Annotated in this window: 22 protein-coding genes; 11 read left to right on the top strand and 11 right to left on the bottom strand. The window is 61.6% G+C overall.

Annotated elements, in window-relative coordinates:
* Positions 1-29: 29 nt before the first annotated feature.
* Entirely contained in the window at positions 30-1,838 is a 1,809-nt protein-coding gene (locus GIV26_RS13130; RefSeq protein WP_236280945.1) for a cation:proton antiporter, read from the top strand.
* On the opposite strand, the gene GIV26_RS13135 is transcribed toward GIV26_RS13130, so the two are convergent.
* The 6 genes from GIV26_RS13135 to ffh all read right to left on the bottom strand — a co-directional run bounded on the left by GIV26_RS13135 (position 1,839) and on the right by ffh (position 5,907).
* Positions 1,839-2,252: an acyl-CoA thioesterase gene (locus tag GIV26_RS13135; protein ID WP_017736774.1), complete on the bottom strand. Its 414-nt coding sequence runs from the start codon at positions 2,250-2,252 to the stop codon at positions 1,839-1,841. It abuts the gene before it with no gap.
* A gap of 82 nt (positions 2,253-2,334) precedes the next feature.
* Positions 2,335-2,685 carry a 50S ribosomal protein L19 gene (gene rplS / locus GIV26_RS13140; RefSeq protein ID WP_003175895.1) on the bottom strand — a complete coding sequence of 117 codons (351 nt, stop codon included), beginning with the start codon at positions 2,683-2,685 and terminating at the stop codon, positions 2,335-2,337.
* A gap of 45 nt (positions 2,686-2,730) precedes the next feature.
* Positions 2,731-3,504 carry a tRNA (guanosine(37)-N1)-methyltransferase TrmD gene (gene trmD, locus GIV26_RS13145; RefSeq protein ID WP_153475158.1) on the bottom strand — a complete coding sequence of 258 codons (774 nt, stop codon included), beginning with the start codon at positions 3,502-3,504 and terminating at the stop codon, positions 2,731-2,733.
* Positions 3,486-4,022: a ribosome maturation factor RimM gene (rimM, locus tag GIV26_RS13150; protein ID WP_003175898.1), complete on the bottom strand. Its 537-nt coding sequence runs from the start codon at positions 4,020-4,022 to the stop codon at positions 3,486-3,488. Before rimM ends, trmD begins: the two co-directional genes overlap by 19 nt.
* 5 nt (positions 4,023-4,027) lie before the next feature.
* Positions 4,028-4,279: a 30S ribosomal protein S16 gene (gene rpsP / locus GIV26_RS13155; protein WP_003175899.1), complete on the bottom strand. Its 252-nt coding sequence runs from the start codon at positions 4,277-4,279 to the stop codon at positions 4,028-4,030.
* Positions 4,280-4,530: 251 nt separating this feature from the next.
* Entirely contained in the window at positions 4,531-5,907 is a 1,377-nt protein-coding gene (gene ffh / locus GIV26_RS13160; RefSeq protein ID WP_003193965.1) for a signal recognition particle protein, read from the bottom strand.
* 232 nt (positions 5,908-6,139) lie between these two features.
* Between ffh and GIV26_RS13165 the strand changes: the two genes are divergently transcribed.
* From GIV26_RS13165 to GIV26_RS13175, 3 genes are all read left to right on the top strand, one after another.
* A complete protein-coding gene (locus GIV26_RS13165) occupies positions 6,140-6,952 on the top strand; it encodes a cytochrome C assembly family protein (protein WP_034115853.1) in 813 nt (270 codons plus the stop codon).
* 12 nt (positions 6,953-6,964) lie between these two features.
* Positions 6,965-8,203: a transporter associated domain-containing protein gene (locus GIV26_RS13170; protein ID WP_236280949.1), complete on the top strand. Its 1,239-nt coding sequence runs from the start codon at positions 6,965-6,967 to the stop codon at positions 8,201-8,203.
* Positions 8,204-8,585: 382 nt separating this feature from the next.
* Complete coding sequence (locus tag GIV26_RS13175; RefSeq protein ID WP_060763571.1) at positions 8,586-9,896, top strand: MFS transporter; 1,311 nt, start codon at positions 8,586-8,588, stop codon at positions 9,894-9,896.
* 121 nt (positions 9,897-10,017) lie between these two features.
* On the opposite strand, the gene purT is transcribed toward GIV26_RS13175, so the two are convergent.
* From purT to GIV26_RS13200, 5 genes are all read right to left on the bottom strand, one after another.
* Positions 10,018-11,199, bottom strand: a complete 1,182-nt coding sequence (gene purT / locus GIV26_RS13180) for a formate-dependent phosphoribosylglycinamide formyltransferase (protein WP_054918313.1) — start codon at positions 11,197-11,199, stop codon at positions 10,018-10,020.
* Positions 11,200-11,269: 70 nt separating this feature from the next.
* The gene (locus GIV26_RS13185; RefSeq protein ID WP_003193971.1) at positions 11,270-11,737 is read right to left on the bottom strand and encodes a preQ0 transporter; all 468 of its coding nucleotides are present in this window, start codon (positions 11,735-11,737) and stop codon (positions 11,270-11,272) included.
* 148 nt (positions 11,738-11,885) lie between these two features.
* The gene (locus tag GIV26_RS13190) at positions 11,886-12,101 is read right to left on the bottom strand and encodes a DUF1289 domain-containing protein (RefSeq protein WP_054898907.1); all 216 of its coding nucleotides are present in this window, start codon (positions 12,099-12,101) and stop codon (positions 11,886-11,888) included.
* On the bottom strand, positions 12,098-12,622 hold the full coding sequence (locus tag GIV26_RS13195; protein WP_034115859.1) for a gamma carbonic anhydrase family protein: 525 nt from the start codon (positions 12,620-12,622) through the stop codon (positions 12,098-12,100). Before GIV26_RS13195 ends, GIV26_RS13190 begins: the two co-directional genes overlap by 4 nt.
* A gap of 34 nt (positions 12,623-12,656) precedes the next feature.
* Complete coding sequence (locus GIV26_RS13200; RefSeq protein WP_032895425.1) at positions 12,657-13,259, bottom strand: CoA pyrophosphatase; 603 nt, start codon at positions 13,257-13,259, stop codon at positions 12,657-12,659.
* A 147-nt stretch (positions 13,260-13,406) separates the two neighbouring features.
* On the opposite strand from GIV26_RS13200, the gene GIV26_RS13205 reads away from it, so the two are divergent.
* The 7 genes from GIV26_RS13205 (at position 13,407) to nagE (ending at position 21,904) form a co-directional block, all read left to right on the top strand.
* Positions 13,407-13,955 carry an NUDIX hydrolase gene (locus GIV26_RS13205; RefSeq protein WP_057975073.1) on the top strand — a complete coding sequence of 183 codons (549 nt, stop codon included), beginning with the start codon at positions 13,407-13,409 and terminating at the stop codon, positions 13,953-13,955.
* A 36-nt stretch (positions 13,956-13,991) separates the two neighbouring features.
* Positions 13,992-14,495, top strand: coding sequence for a L,D-transpeptidase family protein (locus tag GIV26_RS13210; RefSeq protein ID WP_014719790.1), 504 nt, complete (start codon positions 13,992-13,994; stop codon positions 14,493-14,495).
* Between the two features lie 262 nt (positions 14,496-14,757).
* On the top strand, positions 14,758-15,504 hold the full coding sequence (locus GIV26_RS13215) for a GntR family transcriptional regulator (RefSeq protein ID WP_032895423.1): 747 nt from the start codon (positions 14,758-14,760) through the stop codon (positions 15,502-15,504).
* 22 nt (positions 15,505-15,526) lie between these two features.
* Positions 15,527-16,633 (top strand): N-acetylglucosamine-6-phosphate deacetylase, encoded by a 1,107-nt coding sequence (gene nagA / locus GIV26_RS13220; RefSeq protein ID WP_096144554.1) that lies wholly within the window; start codon positions 15,527-15,529, stop codon positions 16,631-16,633.
* Entirely contained in the window at positions 16,614-17,636 is a 1,023-nt protein-coding gene (locus GIV26_RS13225) for an SIS domain-containing protein (protein WP_236280953.1), read from the top strand. Before nagA ends, GIV26_RS13225 begins: the two co-directional genes overlap by 20 nt.
* Positions 17,637-17,666: 30 nt before the next feature.
* Complete coding sequence (ptsP, locus tag GIV26_RS13230) at positions 17,667-20,180, top strand: phosphoenolpyruvate--protein phosphotransferase (protein ID WP_236280963.1); 2,514 nt, start codon at positions 17,667-17,669, stop codon at positions 20,178-20,180.
* A gap of 26 nt (positions 20,181-20,206) precedes the next feature.
* Positions 20,207-21,904: an N-acetylglucosamine-specific PTS transporter subunit IIBC gene (gene nagE, locus GIV26_RS13235; protein WP_236280956.1), complete on the top strand. Its 1,698-nt coding sequence runs from the start codon at positions 20,207-20,209 to the stop codon at positions 21,902-21,904.
* Positions 21,905-21,961: the final 57 nt, after the last annotated feature.

Raw genomic sequence — 21,961 nt, forward strand, 5'->3', positions numbered from 1 at the left:
CCCGCTATTTCAAGGAACAGGAAGCTTTAATGAACGAACAACAGATTTTGTTGGCTTTTGGCGGCATTGGCGTGGCCGCACTCGGCTGCCAGTGGCTGGCCTGGCGCCTGAAACTGCCAGCGATTCTGTTTCTTCTGCTGAGCGGGATTCTGGCAGGGCCGATACTCGGATGGCTCGACCCGCAAGAAATGTTCGGCCCTCTGTTGATGCCGTTGGTGTCGTTGGCAGTGGCGCTGATCCTGTTTGAGGGCAGCCTGACCCTGCACCTGTCGGAATGGAAGGAAATCGGCAGCGTCGTCCACCGACTGGTCACCGTCGGCGCCCTCTCGACCTGGGCGGTGATCACCCTGGCCACCCACTGGCTGCTGGGCTTCGACTGGATGCTGGCGCTGCTGTTCGGCACCCTGACACTGGTCACCGGCCCGACGGTGATCGTGCCCATGCTGCGCGTGGTACGCCCCAAAGCCTCCATCGCCAATATCCTGCGCTGGGAAGGCATCGTCATCGACCCGATTGGCGCACTGCTGGCGGTAGTGGTGTATAGCTTCATCATCGCCAGTGCGTCGGGCGATGGTTTGAGCCACAGCCTGCTGACCTTCGGCGGCGTCATCCTCTGCGGCAGCCTGTTCGGCATCGCCGGTGGCTGGGTACTGGGGCAGATCATGCGCCGCCAGTGGTTGCCGGAATACCTGCATAACCTGGCGACACTGGCAGGCGTGCTGGGCATCTTCATTGCCTCCAACCAGGTGATGCATGAGTCCGGCCTGCTGGCGGTCACGCTGATGGGCATGTGGATGGCGAACATGAAAGGCGTGGATGTACGGCACATCCTGCACTTCAAGGAAAACCTCAGCGTGTTGCTGATTTCCGGGCTGTTTATCCTGCTGGCGGCACGCCTGGACCTGAACGCCATGATCGCCCTGGGGCCGTTCGTGTTGATCCTGCTGTTGATCATCCAATTCATTGCACGCCCGTTGAACGTGGCGCTTTCGACCTTTGGCTCGGGGTTGAACTGGCGCGAGCGCGCACTGCTGGCCTGGATCGCCCCACGGGGCATTGTGGCGGCGGCGGTGTCAGCGATCTTTGCGATCCGTCTGGATGAGGCTGGCCACGAAGGCGCGTTGTTGCTCGTTCCGCTGACCTTCGCGGTGATCATCGGCACCGTGGTGCTGCAAAGCGCCACGGCACGCCCCTTGGCCCGCCTGCTGAAAGTCGCCGAGCCGGCGCCCAGCGGCTTCCTGATCGTGGGTGCGAACGGCCCGGCGCGGGCACTCGGTAAAGCGTTGCAGCAATTGGGCAGCCGCGTGTTACTGACGGATTCCAGCTGGGAAAACATCCGCGCCAGTCGTATGGAAGGCTTGCCTACGTACTTCGGCAACCCGGCTTCCCAGCATGCCGAGTCCCATCTGGACCTGGTCGGCCTGGGACATCTGCTCGCGCTCTCGCCTTCTGGCGAACTGAATGCCTTGGCCACCATGCGTTTTCGCCATGACTTCGGCCATCGCCTGTTCGCCCTGGCCAGCAGCCAGGAAAACCGTCGCACCGACAAGCACAAGGCCAGCCATGAACACCGTGGCCATTTGCTGGGCAGCCAACCTTTGAGCTACACCAAACTGGCCAGCCTGTTGGGCCAGGGCGCCGAACTGTATAGCACCAACCTCACCGACGGCTTTGGCTGGGAGCAGTACCAGGCGTTGCACGGCGAGCGGGCTACCTTGCTGTTTGCCCGGGACACCAGCGGCTGGGTGCATGTGGTCTCGCCCGAGAACAATTTGAAGCCTGTAGCGGGCTGGACCTTGCTGGCGGTCATTCAACCGCAGGCCAGCACCACCGAGTAATCAGTCAACAAAGCCAGGCAGTACCGGGACAGGGCGTTTATCTGCGTCAATCGCGACGAAGCTGAACACGCCCTGGATCGCCCTTTCACGGCCATCAGCGCTCATGCTCTCGACGAACACTTCAACCTCGACCTTGAGGCTGGTGTTGCCGACCTTGATCACCCGACCGATCAGCTCAACGATAGAGCCGGCCGGGATCGCGTGGTTGAAGTCGATACGGTCGGTGGAGACCGTCACCAAAGGCAAGCGACAGAAACGCGTGGCGGTGATGAACGACACTTCGTCCATCCATGCCAGGGCGGTGCCGCCGAACAGGGTGTTGTGGTGGTTGGTGGTGGGCGGGAACACGGCCTTGGTCACGTGAGTGACGGACAGGTCGGTACGGCGTTGGATTTCTTCGAGGCGGGTGGTCATGGGTCAATACCGGCGTATAGGCAAATTTCAGGCACAAAAAAGCAGCCCGTAGGCTGCTTTTTTCTGCATCGGGAAGCTGGACTTAAGCCAGTTTTTCCTTGATGCGAGCTGCTTTACCGGACAGGTCACGCAGGTAGTACAGCTTGGCTTTACGTACGTCACCGCGACGCTTGACGGCCATGCTGTCGATTTGCGGGCTGTAGGTCTGGAAAGTACGCTCTACGCCAACACCGTTAGAGATTTTACGAACAGTGAAAGCACTGTTCACACCACGGTTACGCTTGGCGATTACCACGCCTTCGAACGCTTGCAGACGCGAACGGTCGCCTTCCTTCACTTTCACCTGAACGACAATGGTGTCGCCCGGGGCAAAGGTAGGGATCTCTTTGGTCATCTGCTCTGCTTCGAGTGCAAGGATGATTTTGTTAGTCATGCTGTGCTCCTAAGGTAAGTCAATGGACCTACCATCGATACGTTGTTAACTATCGTCCCGCGCGAGGATGTATTCCTCGAGCAGCTTCTTCTCTTCTCCAGAAAGCGAGCGGCTTTCCAGAAGATCGGCGCGTCGTTCATAGGTCCGACCAAGGGACTGCTGTAAACGCCAACGCCGGATGTGTGCGTGATTGCCACTTAGCAATACGTCGGGAACACGCTGATCCACATACACCTCCGGACGGGTGTAGTGCGGGCAATCCAGCAAACCATCCGTGAAGGAATCTTCCTCCGCGGAGTCCGCATGCCCTAAAGCTCCGGGCAGCAGTCGTGTAACCGCATCTATCAGGACCATCGCCGGCAGCTCGCCGCCAGACAGGACATAGTCCCCAATCGACCACTCTTCATCGACATGAGCTTCAATAAAACGCTCGTCAATGCCTTCATAGCGACCGGCAATCAGGATCAAACTTTCCTCATTCGCCAGTTCGCGTACCGCCGCCTGTTTCAGCTGACGGCCTTGAGGGGACAGGTAAATTACCTTCGCCTTCTCCCCGGCGGCTGCCTTGGCCTGAACCAACGCGTCTTCCAGGGGTTTGATCTTCATCACCATGCCCGGGCCACCGCCAAATGGGCGATCGTCCACAGTGTGATGTCGATCCGTCGTGTAGTCTCGCGGGTTCCAACAGGTGAGCTGCAACAGCCCCTGTTTCACCGCCCGACTGGTGATGCCGTACTCGCTGATGGCGGAAAACATCTCGGGAAACAAACTGATCACTTCAATGCGCAAATTAGCCACGCTTAGAAGTCCGCGTCCCATTCCACCTTCATCTCGCCCGCTGCCAGGTCGACGGCCAACACGCATTGCTCGGTATAGGGCAATAGGCGTTCGCGATCATCCAGGCTGCCAGCGCAAGGCTTGACCACCATTACATCATTGGCGCCGGTTTCCAGAAGATGATCGATTTTCCCCAGCAATTGCCCGAGTTGATCAATAACCTTCAGACCTTCCAGCTGGTACCAGTAGTACTCGCCGTCGGTCAATTCAGGGAACAGGTTGCGCGGCACGCAGATCTCATAACCGGCCAGAAGACGAGCTTCTTCACGATCATCAAGACCCTTGAGCTTTGCGACCAGGAACTTGTCGCTCCCGCGTCCACTGACCAGCTCGACCTGTTTCACGCTGCCTTCGCGCTTGAGCGTCCAGGTTTTGTACTGCAACAGGTTTTCAGTCGGATCAGTAAAGGAATACACCTTCACTTCGCCGCGAACGCCATGAACAGAGTAAATCTTGCCGATAACGATCAAATCATCAGCAACAGCTGGCGTCGCGTTCATATTGCTCAGGCTGCGGCCTTAGCCGAGTCCTTCAACAGTTTTGCAACGCGCTCGGATGGCTGTGCGCCAACGCTCAGCCAGTAGGCTACGCGCTCTTGGTTCACGGACAGACGAACTTCTTGACCACGAGCAACAGGGTTGAAGAAACCAACCTGTTCCTTGTGCGAACCGTCACGCGGGTTGCGGCTGTCGGTTACGGTCAAGTGGTAAAACGGGCGCTTTTTGGAGCCGCCAAGGGCAAGACGGATTGTTAGCATGTGAACATCGTTCCTGTAGTCGGTGCTGCAAATCTAAATGCACAGCGGGCATAGGTGCCCGAAAGGCCGCATATTCTAAGGAATATCCGGACTTTTGCAAATGTCTTTTTCTGGCGCCTATCAGCGTGCCATTCAGATCTGCTATAGAGCCGTCGGTTAAAACGGCGAGTCAGCGCCCGCCAACGGCGGGTTTGCTGGAGATCCCACATCCTTGTGGGGCGGAGCGCAAGCAAGGCTTGCGCTCGAATACTTTACATTTTAGGCATGCCGCCGCCGGGCAACATACCGCCCATGCCGCGCATCATCTTGGCCATACCGCCCTTGGCGGAGAATTTCTTCATCATCTTCTGCATCTGCTTGTGCTGCTTGATCAAGCGACCGATGTCCTGCACCTGGGTGCCGGAACCCATGGCGATCCGGCGCTTGCGCGAACCGCTGATCAGCTCAGGGTCGCGGCGCTCGGCCGGGGTCATAGAGTTGATGATGGCTTCCATCTGCTTGAACTGTTTCTCTGCCGCGCCCTGGGCGTTGCCCATTTGCGCCAGGTTCACACCGCCGATGTTGGGCAGCTTGTCCATCAGACCGCCGAGGCCGCCCATGTTCTTCATCTGTTGCAGCTGGTCGCGGAAGTCTTCGAGATCGAAGCCCTTGCCCTTCTTCAGCTTCTTGGCCAGTTTGTCGGCCTTGTCCTTGTCGAGCGTGGCTTCGGCCTGCTCGATCAGGCTGAGCACGTCACCCATGCCAAGGATGCGCGAGGCGATACGCTCAGGGTGGAACGGTTCGAGCGCTTCGCTCTTCTCGCCCATACCGATGAACTTGATCGGCTTGCCAGTAATGGCACGTACCGACAGCGCGGCACCGCCACGGGCGTCGCCGTCGACCTTGGTGAGGATCACGCCGGTCAGCGGCAGTGCGTCACCAAAAGCCTTGGCGGTGTTGGCCGCATCCTGGCCAGTCATGGCGTCGACCACGAACAGGGTCTCGACCGGGTTGATCGCGGCATGCAGCGCCTTGATCTCGCCCATCATCTCTTCGTCGATGTGCAGGCGACCGGCGGTATCGACGATGACCACGTCGATGAACTTGAGCTTGGCTTCTTTAATAGCCGCGTTGGCGATGTCGACCGGCTTCTGGCTCAGGTCGGACGGGAAGAAGGTCACGCCCACTTCGCCCGCGAGCATTTCCAACTGCTTGATGGCCGCCGGACGGTACACGTCGGCCGATACCACCATCACGGATTTCTTCTTGCGCTCTTTGAGAAAGCGCGCCAGTTTGCCGGCGGTGGTGGTTTTACCCGCACCTTGCAGGCCGGCCATCAACACGACGGCTGGCGGCACGGCGCTGAGGTTCAGGTCTTCGTTGGCCGCGCCCATCAGGCTTTCGAGTTCGGCCTGGACGATCTTCACAAAGGCCTGGCCCGGCGTCAGGCTGCGGGACACTTCGGTGCCGACCGCACGTTCCTTGACCGAGTTGACGAAGTCCTTCACCACCGGCAAAGCCACGTCGGCTTCCAGCAACGCCATGCGCACTTCACGCAGGGTGTCTTTAATATTGTCCTCGGTCAGCTTGGCCTTGCCGGTAACGTGGCGCAGCGTCTGCGAGAGACGGTCAGTCAAGTTTTCAAACATGCGCGATCCTTTCAGGCCCTATTCATCGAAATGCAGGTAGACCGAGGTAATGGCGGCCCAGGCTGGGGGAAATCGCTATTAAAAACAGCGTTCGCCGAGCCTGCGGCGTGGGCAGGTCGCGGATTATAGCGAAGACTGCGCCCATGCACACCCGCTGTCTGGCCCGGGAGTCTTTCGTGCAACGCAGGTGTGTGCCAAACTCAACGCCTTTCGGGCTTGCCTACCAGGATTTATGCTCCCCTTGTCACCCAGTTTGCTACCCAGCCTCGCCGCCGCCATTCTGTATGCCGCTGCGACTCTCTATCAGGGCACTCGTCTGGCCCAAGGCACCAAAGCGGACAAACGTCTGCTCGTCGGCCTTGGCGTGCTGGCCCTGCTGGCCCATGCCGCCAGCCTGTTCACCCACCTGATGACCCCGGTCGGCCTGGGCCTGGACTTTTTCAGCGCCGCCAGCCTGATCGCCGCGGCCGTCATCGCGTTGACGCTGCTGGCCTGCTACCGGATTCCGGTGGAGAACCTGCTGGTGCTGCTATTCCCCCTGGGAATGCTCACGGTGCTGCTGGCGCAGTTCACCCCCACCGGCACCGTACAGGTGATCGACGAGGAGCCGGGCATCCTCGCCCACATCCTGCTGTCGATCCTCGCCTACGGCATGTTCACCATCGCGGTGTTCCAGGCCCTGCTCCTGCTGCTGCAGGATCACCAGCTCAAGCACAAGCACCCGTCCGGGTTGATCAAGAACTTCCCGCCGCTGCAAACCATGGAAAGCCTGCTGTTCGGGTTCCTGTGGGCCGGCTGGACCCTGCTGTCGCTGTCGCTGATCTCAGGCTGGCTGTTCGTCGAAAACCTGTTTGCCCAGCACCTGGTCCATAAAACCTTGCTGGCGTGCCTGGCCTGGGTCGTGTTCAGCGTGCTGCTGTGGGGGCGCAACCGCCTCGGCTGGCGAGGGCACAAGGCCATCCGCTGGACCCTGGCCGGTTTCTGCCTGTTGATGCTGGCCTATTTCGGCAGCAAGCTGGTTCGCGAATACATCCTGCATATCTGACGGGCAGTGATCATGGACAACTTGCCCTTAGGGCCGACGCTCGCCGTAATTGCCCTGCTGATTCTATGGGCAGCACTGTTTACCGCCATTGAAGCCGCACAACAACACCTGCTGGCCCTACGCCCTGGCACACGCCAGGGCGACAAGGCAGCCGCACGCCTGAGCTTCCCGCGCCATAGCCTGATCCTGTGCAACAGCCTGTGCCGCGCCGCCGTGGTGATTCTCTGCACCCTGTTGGCGATCTATGCCTGGGCAGAGAACGGGCCCTGGCTAGGCTGGCTGATTTCCTGCGCAGGGCTGCTGGTGCTGGCCGACTACCTGCCCCGTACCCTGGCTACCCGTCACCCCCAAGCAGTGCTGGGCTTTGGCAATACATTGCTGGGCGTGCCGCTGAAAATCCTTTACCCGCTGGCCTGGCTGCTCAATGGCATCAGCCAGCTGTTATTGCGCCCGTTTGCGCGCAAATCCGGCGTGGTGAAAAACAGCGACGAGCCCCTGCCCGACCATGATGACGACCCAGAGCCCGACACCGACGCCGACCGCACTCCCGGCCTGCCCGGTATCCATGCCCTGGACAACATCACGGTCAACGACATCCTGGTGCCGCGCAGCGAAGTGGACGGCATCAACCTTGATGAGTCGATAGAAGACATCATCGAACAGTTGCGCACCTCGCCGCGCACCCGCCTGCCCGTGTTCCACAGCGACATCAACCAGGTGCAGGCCGTGCTCAATACCCGGCAGGTCCAACACCTGCTGCCCGACGCCAGCCTGACCAAAGAGGCCCTGCTCGCCGCCTGCCACGAGCCTTACTTTGTGCCGGAAAGCACGCCGTTGCAGCTGCAACTGCTGAATTTCCACAAACAGCAGCGGCGCCTGGGCATGGTGGTGGACGAGTACGGTGAAGTGCTGGGCATCGTCACCCTTGAAGATATTCTGGAAGAGATCGTCGGCGAATTCGAAAGCGATCAGGCGGTGGATAACCCGCATATCGAAGCCCAGCCCGATGGCCGCTACATCATCGACGGTGCTGCCTCGATCCGTGAACTGAACAAGAGCCTGGGCTGGCACCTGCCCAGCGACGGCCCCAAGACCCTCAACGGCCTGGTGACCGAGGCGCTGGAAACCATTCCCGATTGCGCGGTATGCCTGAAAGTCGGCCGCTATCGCCTGGAAATCCTCGAGACCGAGGACAACCGGGTGAGCAAGGTGTTGATCTGGCATACCAGCCGTGTGCCCGTCGCCGCCTGACCTCAACAGGCTCAACCCGCTCAATGTGGGAGCTGACTTGTGTGGGAGCCGGGCTTGCCCGCGATGCAGGCGCTTAGGGGTGTCAATCACACCGCAGTGATGCTATCGCAGGCAAGCCAGCTCCCACATTGATCCAGTTCCAGGCCATAGATCCTCGCCAGCCCCTTGTTGGATCCTTAGGCCCCTTCCTATAATCCCTGCGGCTTACCCAAGCCCCGCCAGACCGCGTGCTATCCGCACCCAGCGTGTCCTGGCACCGCCTTACCATGTCCGACCGGTGTTTGCTCCCATCCCGAGCCGCCCCGCGCACAGCCCTGATCCATGGGTGTTCGACCAATAATAATCCGCGTCCAAACGCGCAATAACCGTCAGGGATAACGTCATGAGCACCACCTACCAAGAGGCTGCGAGCGCCGCACCTGCCAACTCGACCGCCCGCGTCGCCACCGCGAGCATCGTCGGCACCGCCATTGAGTTCTACGATTTCTACATCTACGCCACGGCTGCCGCCCTGGTGATCGGCCCGGTGTTCTTCCCACAGACCTCCGGCACCGCGCAGATGCTGGCATCGTTCCTGACTTTCGGTATCGCTTTTATCGCCCGCCCTCTGGGGTCGGCGTTGTTCGGTCACTTCGGTGACCGTATCGGCCGTAAATCAACCCTCGTGGCTTCACTGTTACTGATGGGTGTATGTACTACCCTGATCGGCTTGCTGCCGGGCTACGACAGCATCGGTGCCTGGGCACCGATTCTCTTGTGTGTCTTGCGTTTCGGCCAAGGCCTCGGCCTGGGTGGAGAATGGGGCGGCGCGGCCTTGCTGGCGACCGAGAATGCCCCCAAGGGCAAGCGCGCCTGGTTCGGCATGTTCCCGCAACTGGGCCCGTCGATAGGCTTCCTGGCGGCCAACGGCTTGTTCCTGATTTTGGCCATGAGCCTGAATGACGAGCAATTTCGCAGCTGGGGCTGGCGCATTCCGTTCATCCTCAGCGCCGCACTGGTGATGGTGGGCCTGTATGCACGCCTCAAGTTGCATGAGACGCCGGTGTTCGCCAATGCAGTGGCCACGGAAAAGCCAGTGAAAGTGCCGCTGGTAGAACTGTTCAGCCAGCATTGGCTGCCGGTACTGCTGGGCGCCGCGTCGATGGTGGTGTGCTATGCGCTGTTCTATATCACCACGGCGTTTTCGTTGAGCTACGGTGTTTCCACCTTGGGCTACAGCCGTGAAACCTTCCTCGGCCTGCTGTGTTTCGCGGTGCTGTTCATGGGGCTGGCGACACCACTGGCCGCCCTGGCCAGTGATCGCTACGGGCGCAAGCCGGTGCTGATTGTAGGCGCGGTCCTGGCGATTCTGTCGGGCTTTACCATGGAGCCGCTGCTGACCCATGGCTCGACCTGGGCCGTGGCGCTGTTTCTGGCGTTGGAGCTGTTTTTGATGGGCGTGACCTTCGCACCGATGGGCGCGCTGCTGCCAGAACTGTTCCCGACCCGCGTGCGTTATACCGGTGCATCGGCAGCGTATAACCTGGGTGGGATCGTGGGGGCCTCGGCGGCGCCGTTCTTCGCGACCAAGCTGGTGGCGATGGGTGGTTTGAGTTATGTCGGGGGATATGTATCGGCGGCCGCGTTGCTGAGTTTGATTGCGGTGCTGTGCCTGAAAGAGACGCGGGATAACGACTTGAACAAGGTCGCCTGACCCCATGCTCGTTCCCACGCTCTGCGTGGGAATGCAGTTAGGGACGCTCTGCGTCCCCAAGCGCGACGCAGCGCGTCACAAGAGGCATTCCCACGCAAAGCGTGGGAACGAGCGTGGCGGCTTAGAGCTCTACAACAACTGCTTGGGAAGCACGGGTCGCCTTGGCACGAGCCGCTTCAATCGACTCGTCCCGCGCCAGCGCCACGCCCATACGGCGCTGGCCATTCACTTCAGGCTTGCCAAACAGACGCAACGCCGTATCCGGCTCGCTCAACGCAGCGCCGAGGTTGGCAAACGCCGTCTGGGTCGACTGCCCTTCCACCAGGATCACCGCCGACGCCGAAGGCCCGAATTGACGGATCAACGGGATCGGCAGGCCGAGGATGGCGCGTGCGTGCAAGGCAAACTGCGACAGGTCTTGGGAAATCAGGGTCACCAGGCCGGTGTCATGGGGGCGCGGCGACACTTCGCTGAACCACACCTGATCGCCCTTGATGAACAATTCCACGCCAAACAAGCCACGGCCGCCCAAGGCTTCGGTCACGGCTTTGGCAACGCGCTCGGACTCTGCCAGGGCAATCGGGCTCATGGCCTGCGGCTGCCAGGACTCCTGATAGTCGCCCTTCTCCTGGCGATGGCCCACCGGCGCGCAGAAAGTGGTACCGCCGATGTGACGCACGGTCAGCAGGGTGATTTCGTAGTCGAAGTCGATAAAGCCTTCGATGATCACCCGACCCTTGCCGGCACGCCCGCCTTCTTGGGCGTAGTCCCAGGCTTTCTGCACGTCGTCGGCGCTGCGCAACAGGCTCTGGCCCTTGCCCGACGAACTCATCACCGGCTTGACCACGCACGGAAAGCCCAGGTCCTGGACGGCCTTGCTGTAATCTTCGAAGGTATCGGCGAAGTGGTACGGCGAGGTCGGCAGGTCCAGTTCTTCGGCGGCCAGGCGACGGATGCCTTCACGGTTCATGGTCAGCGACGTGGCACGGGCGGTCGGGATGACGGTAAAGCCTTCGGCCTCCAGTTCCACCAGAGTGGCGGTGGCGATGGCTTCGATTTCCGGCACGATGAAATGCGGCTTCTCCGCCTCGATCACCGCACGCAATGCGGCCCCGTCGAGCATGTTGATCACATGGCTACGGTGCGCCACCTGCATGGCCGGCGCATTGGCGTAGCGATCCACGGCAATCACTTCAACGCCCAGGCGCTGCAGTTCGATTACCACTTCCTTGCCCAGCTCACCGCAGCCACACAGCAAAACGCGGGTCGCGGTTGGCGACAATGGAGTTCCGATTCGGGTCATCTCAGGTCCTCAGGGGAGCGGATCATGGGGGAGAAAGGCGGGCATTTTACATGAACTGTAAAAATTGGCCTCAGTTGGCGACAGCCCGCCGGCGGATGCGCCAGGCCATGATCAGCCAGACCACGGTGACACCGGCGAACTTGGACACCAACGCCGTGCCCGCCACCGCTGGGGTCAGTGCGCCGATCAGGCCGAAAAAGATAAAGGTATCGAGGGGAATGCTCAGCGCCGAACTTATCCACAGGCGGTCATGCAGCGGGCGCTTGGTGATGCTGAACACCAGCCAGTCGATGCACTCGGACACCGCAAACGCCGTGGCACTGGCCAGGGCAATGGACGGGTCGGAGGTGATATAGGAGAGCACCAGCGCCGCGAGCATGGCGATGATTGCGCCATGGCCGAAGCGGGTTTGCACCATGTCGCGCAGGATAAATACCAGGCCACCCCAGGCGGACCAGATGACGTCCAGGTGTGGGGCGGTGGAGAAGGCGAAGTTGATCAGCACGACGCTGCTGATATAGGCGATCAGGAAAAACATGGAGGATGGACCTGTGGGCAATGCCGCACAGGGTACACAATTACAAGGATGTCGTCTGGCAGGGCCTCATCGCAGGCAAGCCAGCTCCCACATTTGAAGGTATTCACACATCAAGGGTGGGAGCTGGCTTGCCTGCGATGGCGGCCTGTCAGGCGCCAGATTTCCCAGGGGTCATCCACACTATCCCACTCGCCACCGCCCGCTCATGGCACAACCCCAGCACCAGCCGGCGCTCGGCGTTGTCCATGCGGCTCCAGCGCGTAATCTCATCCACATTGCGCTGACAGCCGGTGCAGATATCGTCGTCGTCCAGTGCGCAAATACTCACGCACGGCGAGGCAACAGGCCGTTCAACCGTACTCATTCTTCCTGCTCAACCAGATCCCGCGCGTAACGCTGCGAGTTATGCACATAGTGCGCGGCGCTGGCTTCGAGCATGCGCTTTTGCGCCTCGGTCAGCTCACGCACCACCTTGCCTGGCGAGCCCATGACCAGCGAGCCGTCAGGAATTTCCTTGCCCTCACCGATCAGCGAGTTGGCGCCGATGATGCAGTGCTTGCCGATCTTGGCGCCATTGAGGATCACTGCGTTGATACCGATCAGGCTGTAGTCGTCAACGGTGCAGCCATGCAGCATGGCGTTATGGCCAATGGTCACGCCGGTGCCGAGGGTCAGCGGGTAGCCCATGTCGGTGTGCATCACGCTGCCGTCCTGCACGTTGCTGTTCTTGCCGATCAGGATCAGCTCGTTATCGCCACGCAACACCGCGTTGAACCAGACGTTGGCGCCCTCCTCCAGCTTGACCTTGCCCACCAGCGTGGCATTCGGTGCAACCCAACTGTCGGGATGGGTCTCGACGCGGGCGTCGCCCAGGCGGTATTTCATGGTTTTCCTCACGGCATGCCATTTGAACGATGGCTTATAGATTGATGAAGCTCTTGGGCGGCTGGTGCAGGCTGATCTTGGCATCGTCATAGAGCAGGTTGATCAGCTCGACGATCATGATCGCTGTCAGCCCCCAGATTTTGTATTCGCCGAACCTGTAGCTTGGCACGTACCAACTACGGCCCTGGTAATCAATGCGGTGGGTATGTTCGCGTGGGTCCTGTCGGAAAAAATCCAAAGGCACGCTGAAAACGGCGGCAATCTCGGCGTCGTTGGCCAGGTATTCGACGTAATCGGGGATCACACCTACATAGGGCGTTACGCGGATGCCGTGCAGGGAAATCAGCGGGCTCAACGGGCCTATGACCTCAACCAGCCCCGGCGGCAGGCCGATTTCTTCTTCGGCTTCGCGCAAGGCGGTAAAGATCAGGTCCGGGTCTTCGGGGTCGCGGCGCCCGCCGGGAAAGGCCACTTCGCCACCGTGGGTCGACAGGCCGCTGGCGCGCAGGGTCAGGATCAGCTCGGGTTCGTCACTGCGGGTAATCGGCACCAGCACCGCAGCCTCGGGGAAACGCCCGTCGGTTTCCAGGGTGTGGGGGGTGTGGTTGCTTACCCGTCGAAGTAGCTCGTCCAGCATGAGTCATCTCGGTCTGTTGGCTACCTTGCATCATGCACCAAAGCGTGCACGCGCCCAACCCCAAAACCGCAGGGCTGTCGCTAAACGACAACTTGCAGGAACGCCCGGCACCAAGCCAAGATGTGCCCATTCTCCAGGAACCCCAGCATGAATTTCTGCAGCCAGTGCGGCAAACCGGTGACCCAACGCATTCCCGAAGGCGACGCGCGCCTGCGCTATGTATGCGACCACTGCTCGACCATTCATTACCAGAACCCCAATATTGTCGCCGGTACCGTGCCGGTGTGGGGCGACCAAGTGCTGCTGTGCCGCCGCGCCATCGAGCCACGCCTGGGTTACTGGACCCTGCCCGCAGGCTTTATGGAAAACGGCGAAACCGTCGAGCAGGCGGCCATGCGTGAAACACTGGAAGAAGCCTGCGCCCGCGTGCGCAACCTGAGCCTTTATACCCTGATCAATGTGCCGCACATCAGCCAGGTGCATATCTTCTACCGCGCCGAACTGATCGACCTGGACTTTGCCGCTGGCCAGGAAAGCCTGGAAGTGAGGCTTTTCGACGAAGCCGATATCCCTTGGTCCGAGCTGGCTTTCCGCACGGTCGGGCGTACCTTAGAATGCTTCTTCGCTGACCGTCGCCAACAGGCATACCCGGTACGTAGCGAGTCTGTGCCACCGCTGTCCAAGCCCGCCCAATAACAAGCCGGCCAATGTCGCCAAAGGGATACCGTTTCAATGCGTTGGTTGCTTGCTCTGATCTGCCTGTCGTTCGCCACGCTGTCCCCGGCCTCCACGGTGCAAACCCTTGGCGGTAAAACGGTCGAGAAAGTCCTGGTGCTCAAGTCCGCCCACCAGCTGCAGCTGATCAACGACGGCAAGCCGTTCAAGACCTATCGCATCTCCCTGGGCAAGAACCCCAAGGGCCACAAGCTGATCGAAGGTGACCGCCGCACGCCCGAAGGCCTCTACTGGATCGACTGGCGCAAGACCAGCGACCGCTTCAACCTGGCCATGCACATTTCCTACCCGAACATCAGCGACGCCGCCCGCGCCCGCCGCGAAGGCGTAAAGCCGGGCAGCATGATCATGATCCACGGCACCCCCGACACCGAAGACTACCCGGAACAGTGGTTCCACACCCTGGACTGGACCGACGGCTGCATCGGCATGCGCAATGTGGATATGCGCGAAGTGTGGAACCTGGTCAAAGACGGCACCCTCATCGAGATTCGGCCGTAATCGCGTGCCGTTCGTAAAATAATTCGAAAATAATTCCTGCCCCAGGCAGCGCCTGCCGGTGAATACCAGTTCACCGCGCGGGACCCTGCACTTGTGCGCGCCACAAAGACCTCTCTAATACCACTTGATACCAAGCCCCATTAAAGTGCCCTGAAACCGGGATTTTCACCGTTTTGGCAGCATTGACATGGTATTTAAGTGGTATTAGTTTTCGGCCATTACCGGGCGACAACATTCCAATAACGCATCGGAAACCTGACAGATGAATCCCATCCTGGCCCTGCGCCCCGACGACAAGCAATCCACGCCGCTGTACCTGCAACTGGCCCGCAGCCTTGAAGCAGCGATCCATGCCGGCCAGTGGAAATCCGAACAGGCCCTGCCTTCGGAACGCGCCCTCAGCGAGCAATTGAGCATCTCGCGGGTCACCGCCCGTAAAGCGCTGGAAGTGTTGCTGGCTCAAGGGCTGATCCGTCGCAGCCAAGGCTCCGGCACTTTCATCACGCCGCGCCTGGAACAACCCTTGTCGCGCCTGTCGGGGTTCAGCGAGATGCTGCGGCTCAAGGGGTTTGTGCCGACGTCTCAGTGGCTGGAGCGCGACATCACCCCGCCGACCCATGAAGAACTGATCCGCCTGGGCCTGTCGCCCACCGACAAAGTGGCGCGCCTCAAGCGCCTGCGCAAAGCCGACGACACGGTGATGGCGATTGAAATGACCGCCATGCCGGCCTCGGTGCTGCCCCATCCCCAGGCCATCGGCAATTCGTTGTACGAATACTTGGAAAGCATCGGCAAGCCCATCGTGCGCGCCTTGCAGCATATCCAGGCGATCAATGCCTCGGATGAGTTCGCCGCGCTGGTCGGCATCGCCCCCGGCACCGCCATGCTGCTGATGACCCGCGTGGGCTACACCGCCGACAACACGCCGATTGAGATCACCGACACCTACTGCCGCAACGACTACTACGACTTTGTCGCAGAGCTGCGCCGCCATGACTACTCCGCCTGAATGCGAACTTAGAGAACTGCCCATGACTGAAGACAATATCCTCACGCCCAGCGGCTGGATGCGTGGTCGCCTGGTGCATGAGCACGGCAAGGTTGTCGCCATTGACGGCACGCCGTGCGACCCGGCCGACAACGACCTGCCCTACCTGTTGCCGGGTTTTATCGACCTGCATGTGCATGGCGGTGGCGGCGCCGACATCATGGAAGGTGCGGGCGCCTTCGAGACCATTACCCGTACCCACGTGCGTTTTGGCACCACCTCGCTGCTGGCCACCACCATGACGGCGCCGGTGGAAGAAATTTCCCGCGTGCTCGGTGAGCTCGGCACGTTCTGCGAACAGCGGCCAGCCGGCAGCGCCCGCGTACTCGGCGTGCACCTGGAAGGCCCCTACATCAATCCGGGAAAACTCGGCGCCCAACCCAACTTCGCCCACACCGCGTTGATGCAGGAAGTGGAAGCCTACCTGCGCCTGGCGCCAATCCGGGTGATCACCATCGCCCCGGAAATCGCCGGCCACGACGGCCTGATTCGCGCCCTCAGCCAACGCGGCGTGCGCATGCAGATCGGCCACACCCTGGGCAGCTATGAAGAAGGCGTTGCCGCCCTGGCCGCTGGCGCCACCAGTTTCACCCATTTGTACAACGCCATGAGCCCGCTGCATCACCGCGAACCCGGCATCGTCGGCGCCGCGCTGGCCCACGCCCAGTACGCCGAGCTGATCCCGGACTTGCTGCACGTGCACCCCGGCGCCATGCGCGTGGCGTTGCGCTCGATCCCCTGCCTGTATTGCGTCACCGACTCCACCGCCGCCGCCGGCATGCCCGACGGAGAGTACAAGCTGGGCAGCCACACCGTGACCAAATGCCTGGGCGGCGTGCGCCTGGCCGACGGCACCCTGGCCGGCAGCACGCTGACCATGGATCAGGCGCTGCGCAACCTGGTGAAAATCGGCCTGCCAATCAGTGAAGCCTCACAACGCCTGTCGCAATTTCCTGCGGACTACCTGGGCCTGGAAGAACGCGGCCGCCTGCAACCGGGCAGCTTTGCCGACTGCGTGCGTCTGGACCGCTCCCTGACACTCACCGACGTAATGGTCGAAGGAGAAACCATTGACTTCAAAAATGCTTGAAGAGGCCCTGGCCTCCTGCGACGCCGTCGCGGCCCAACTGCAGCGCCTGGACCCGATGCTGGAAGAAGTCGCCGGCCGCCTGCGCCGCCAGCCGCCGCAAGTGGCGATGACCATCGCCCGCGGCAGCTCCGACCACGCCGCCAGTTACTTCGCCTACCTGGCCATGCAACACGTGGGCATTCCGGTGGCGTCGCTGCCGATGTCGGTGGTGACCCTGTTGCAGGCGCCGATGAAAGTCAGCGGCCAGGTAGCGTTTGGTTTCTCCCAATCGGGGCAGAGCCCGGACCTGGTCAACAGTCTGCGCTTGTTGCGCAAGCGTGGTGCCTTGAGCATCTCCCTGGTCAATGCCGAAGACTCACCGCTGGAAGCCGCCTGTGAATTTCATGTGCCGCTGTGCGCCGGGCCGGAACTCAGCGTGGCCGCCACCAAGAGCTTTATCGCCACCCTCAGCGCCAGTGCACAGTTGATCGGCCACTGGAATCAAGAAGCCGACTTGCTGCAAGCCTGTCAGGCCCTGCCCGAGGGACTGCGTGACGCCGCCAGACAGGATTGGCGCCTGGCCGTCGACGCCCTTAAAGGCAGCCAGCGCTTGATGGTGATCGGCCGAGGCGCCGGGTTTGCCATCGCCCAGGAAGCCGCGCTCAAGCTCAAGGAAACCTCGGCGATCCAGGCCGAAGCCTTCAGCAGCGCCGAAGTGCGCCACGGGCCGATGGCCTTGATCGACGAGAACTACCCCCTACTGGTGTTCGCCCCCCGTGGCGCCGAGCAGGCCGGCCTGCTGAGCCTGGCCGTCGATATGCGCCAACGCGGTGCTCGCGTGTTGCTGGCTGCGCCGGACGATATCGCCGAACGCGACCTGACGCTCAGCCGCGCCGAACACCCGAGCCTGGACCCGATCCTGGCTATCCAGAGCTTCTACGTGATGGCCGCAGGCCTTGCTGAGGCACGGGGCATGGACCCGGACCAGCCGCGCCACCTGAGCAAAGTCACCCGCACGCACTAAAGCGGCGTTTTCCTGATGAGTACCGTGCCCATGCCCAACAACAATAATCCATTGACCCTTAGCGCCCCCTTGAGTGGGCCGGTGCTGGCCCTGAACCGCGTCCCCGACGAAGTGTTCGCCAGCGGCGCCATGGGCGACGGTCTCGCTATCGACCCGTTGAACGATTGCCTGCACGCGCCCTGTGACGGCGTGATCATCCACGTCGCGCGCACCGGGCACGCCCTGACCATCCGCGCTGATAACGGTGCCGAAGTACTGATGCATGTGGGCATCGACACCGTGGAGCTCAATGGCGAAGGCTTTGCCTTGCTGGTGAAGGACGGCGCACGGGTGAGCGAGGGTCAGCCGTTAGTGCAGTTTGATCTGGACCGCATCGCACGCCAGTGCAAGAGCCTGGTGAGCCTGATCATCCTGACCAACAGTGAGCGCTTTGAGCTGACGCCCGTGGCGCTGAAGGCGGTCAAGGTCGGTGAGCCGTTGTTGCAGATTGCTGCGCGCACCACCGCCACCGCCCAAGCAGCTGTGGATAACTCCAGCTTCGAGGCCAGCGCCAGCGTACGCATTACCCATCGAGGCGGTTTGCATGCACGCCCTGCCGCCCTGATCCGCAAGACCGCCCAGGGTTTCAGCAGCCAGTCGCACCTGCACTTCGCTGATAAATCGGCGTCGTGCGACAGCCTGATTGGCTTGATGGGACTGGGCATCGGCGAAGGCGACGAAGTGCGGGTGAGTTGCCGTGGCCATGACGCAGAGGCGGCGTTGCAAGGGCTGGTCGCGGCGCTATCCGTGGCGGTCAGCGAAGCCCATCACGCCCCGGTAGCCACTGCTGCGCCACGTCGCGCCAGTGTGGAAGCTGATGTGCTGCAAGGCGTGTGTGCAGCGCCCGGCCTGGTGTGCGGGCCACTGTTCCGCCTGACCGGCATCGAGCTGCCCGAAGACACCGGTAACCATAGCGCCGACGAACAACAGCAGCGCCTCGACACGGCACTGGAGCAGGTGCGTGACGAAATCCGCAGCACCCTCGAGCATGCCCGCCAACGCAAGAATGTCGAGGAAGAAGACATCTTTGCCGCTCACCTTGCACTGCTCGAAGACCCGGCGCTGCTGGAAGCGGCCACCGACGCCATCGCCCACGGCAGCGCTGCCACCCACGCCTGGCGTGATGCGATCCAGGCCCAGTGCACGGTGCTGCTGGCCTTGGGCAAGCCGTTGTTTGCCGAGCGCGCCAACGATCTTCGCGACCTGCAACAACGCGTATTGCGGGCCTTGCTGGGTGAGGCCTGGCACTTTGAGTTACCCGCCGGATCGATTGTCAGCGCCCATGAACTGACCCCGTCAGACTTGCTGCAACTGAGTGAACAGCAGGCCGCCGGTATCTGCATGGCCGAAGGCGGCGCCACCTCCCACGTCGCGATACTTGCTCGGGGGAAAGGCTTACCCTGCGTGGTCGCCCTCGGTGCCGAGGTATTGGATGTGCCTCAGGGCCAGCGCGTGGTGCTGGACGCCGTTAATGGCCGGCTGGAACTGGCCCCTACGGACGCGCGCCATGCTGAAGTACACCAGATTCGCGACGCGCAAAAACTGCGTCGCCAGCAGCAACAGGCCCAGGCGCAACAACCGGCACGCACCCGCGACGGTGTGAACATTGAAATCGCCGCCAATGTTGCCTCCAGCAGCGAGGCCCAAGTGGCGTTTGAAAACGGTGCCGATGGCGTCGGCCTTCTACGCACCGAATTCCTCTTCGTCGACCGCCGTACCGCGCCGGATGAGCAGGAACAGCGTCAGGCTTATCAGGCCGTATTGGATGCCATGGGCGACAAGTCGGTGATCATCCGCACCATCGACGTGGGCGGCGACAAGCAGCTCGACTATTTGCCGCTGCCGATCGAGGCCAACCCGGTGTTGGGCCTGCGCGGCATTCGCATGGCCCAAGTGCGTCCGGAATTGCTCGACCAGCAACTGCGTGCCCTGCTGCAAGTCTCGCCGCTGGCGCGTTGCCGCATCCTGTTGCCGATGGTCAGCGAGGTGGATGAACTGCTGCAGATTCGCCAGCGCCTGGATGAACTGTGCGCCGAGTTGGGTTTGAGCCAGCGCCCCGAACTGGGGGTGATGATCGAAGTGCCCGCCGCTGCGCTGATGGCTGAACAGCTGGCCGAACATGCGGACTTTTTGTCCATCGGCACCAATGACCTGTCCCAGTACACCCTGGCCATGGACCGCGACCACGCAGGCTTGGCCGCGCGCGTCGATGCGCTGCACCCGGCCTTGCTGCGACTGATCGCGCACACCTGCGCCGGTGCGGCGAAACACGGGCGTTGGGTCGGCGTGTGCGGTGCGTTGGCTTCTGACCCGCTGGCCACGCCGGTACTGGTCGGCCTGGGCGTCACCGAGCTGTCGGTGAGCCCGCCGCAGGTCGGAGAGATCAAGGACCGCGTTCGCCATCTGGACGCGGCGCAATGCCGGCAGCTGAGCCAGGAACTGCTCAACCTGAGCAGCGCCCAGGCCGTTCGCCAAGCCTGTCAACACCACTGGCCGCTGAGCTGAAAACAACAAGAATAGGGAGACACGCCATGTACCAACACTTTATCGAAGGCCTGCAACGCCTGGGCCGCGCCTTGATGCTGCCGATCGCGATCCTGCCGATCGCCGGCTTGCTGCTGCGCCTGGGCGACACCGACTTGCTCAATATCGCGGTGATGCACGATGCCGGCCAGGCGATCTTCGCCAACCTGGCGCTGATCTTCGCCATCGGCATCGCCGTGGGTTTTGCCCGTGACAACAACGGCACTGCGGGCCTGGCCGGGGCGATTGGTTACCTGGTGATGATCTCCACGCTCAAGGTGATGGACACCACCATCAACATGGGCATGCTCGCCGGTATCGCCAGCGGCTTGATGGCCGGTGGGCTGTACAACCGCTTCAAGGACATCAAGTTGCCGGAGTACCTGGCGTTCTTCGGTGGGCGGCGGTTTGTGCCGATTGTCACCGGGTTCAGCGCGGTGGGCCTGGGCGTGATTTTCGGCCTGATCTGGCCGCCGATCCAGCACGGCATCAACAGCTTCGGCGTGCTGTTGATGGAAAGCGGCAGCCTCGGTGCGTTCGTGTTTGGCGTGTTCAACCGCCTGCTGATCGTCACTGGCTTGCATCACATCCTTAACAACATGGCGTGGTTCGTGTTCGGCAGCTTCACCGACCCGGTAACCGGCGCGGTGGTCACGGGCGACCTGACCCGCTACTTTGCTGGCGACCCCAAAGGCGGCCAGTTCATGACCGGCATGTTCCCGGTGATGCTGTTCGGCCTGCCCGCGGCGTGTCTGGCGATGTACCGCAATGCGTTGCCTGAGCGGCGCAAAGTGATGGGCGGGATCTTCCTGTCGATGGCGCTGACCTCGTTCCTCACCGGGGTGACCGAGCCGATTGAATTTGCCTTCATGTTCCTGGCGCCCTTCCTGTACCTGATTCACGCGCTGCTCACCGGCCTGTCGATGGCGGTCACCGACCTGCTGAATATCCACCTGGGCTTTACCTTCTCCGGTGGGTTTATCGACATGGTGCTGGGTTGGGGCAAGTCCACCAATGGCTGGTTGGTGGTACCGGTGGGCTTGGCTTACTCGGTGATCTACTACACGGTATTCAGCTACTGCATCCGCCGCTTCAACCTCAAGACGCCGGGCCGGGAAGATATCCAGGTGGTGCAGGCCGAAGCGATGAGTGATAACCAGCGGGCTACGGCTTATATCCAGGCGTTGGGCGGTGCTGAGAATCTGCTGAGTGTCGGTGCTTGTACCACGCGGCTGCGCCTGGACATGGTGGATCGCAACAAGGCGGTGGATGCAGAGTTGAAAGCGCTGGGTGCCATGGCTGTGGTGCGGCCGGGTAACGGCGGGAGTTTGCAGGTGGTGGTTGGGCCGATGGCCGATAGCATCGCTGATGAAATTCGCTTGGCGATGCCAGGGTTTGTTGCAGCAGCGCCTGTAGCGGTTGCGCCTGTGGATAAGCCGGTGGCGGTGAATGTGCAGGAGGCCGAGCAATGGCTGAATGCGCTGGGTGGCCGGGGGAATGTACGGCATCTGGAAGCGGTGGCGATGACCCGGCTGCGGGTGGAATTGGGGGATGATTCGCGGTTGTCTGAGGCTCAGCTCACTGCGCTCGGTTGCCAGGGTGTGAGTCAGCTTGAGAGCGGTGTTTGGCACCTGTTGATGGGTGACAAGGCGTCGGGGTTGGGTGAAGCGTTGGAGCGGTTGGTGACTCGCCGGATCAACGCCTGATTTCCCCTGTGGCGAGGGAGCTTGCTCCCGCTGGGCTGCGCAGCGGCCCCAAAAATC

The organism is Pseudomonas sp. PA-1-3F, from assembly GCF_021609665.1.
GTDB classification, from domain to species: Bacteria; Pseudomonadota; Gammaproteobacteria; order Pseudomonadales; family Pseudomonadaceae; genus Aquipseudomonas; species Aquipseudomonas paracarnis.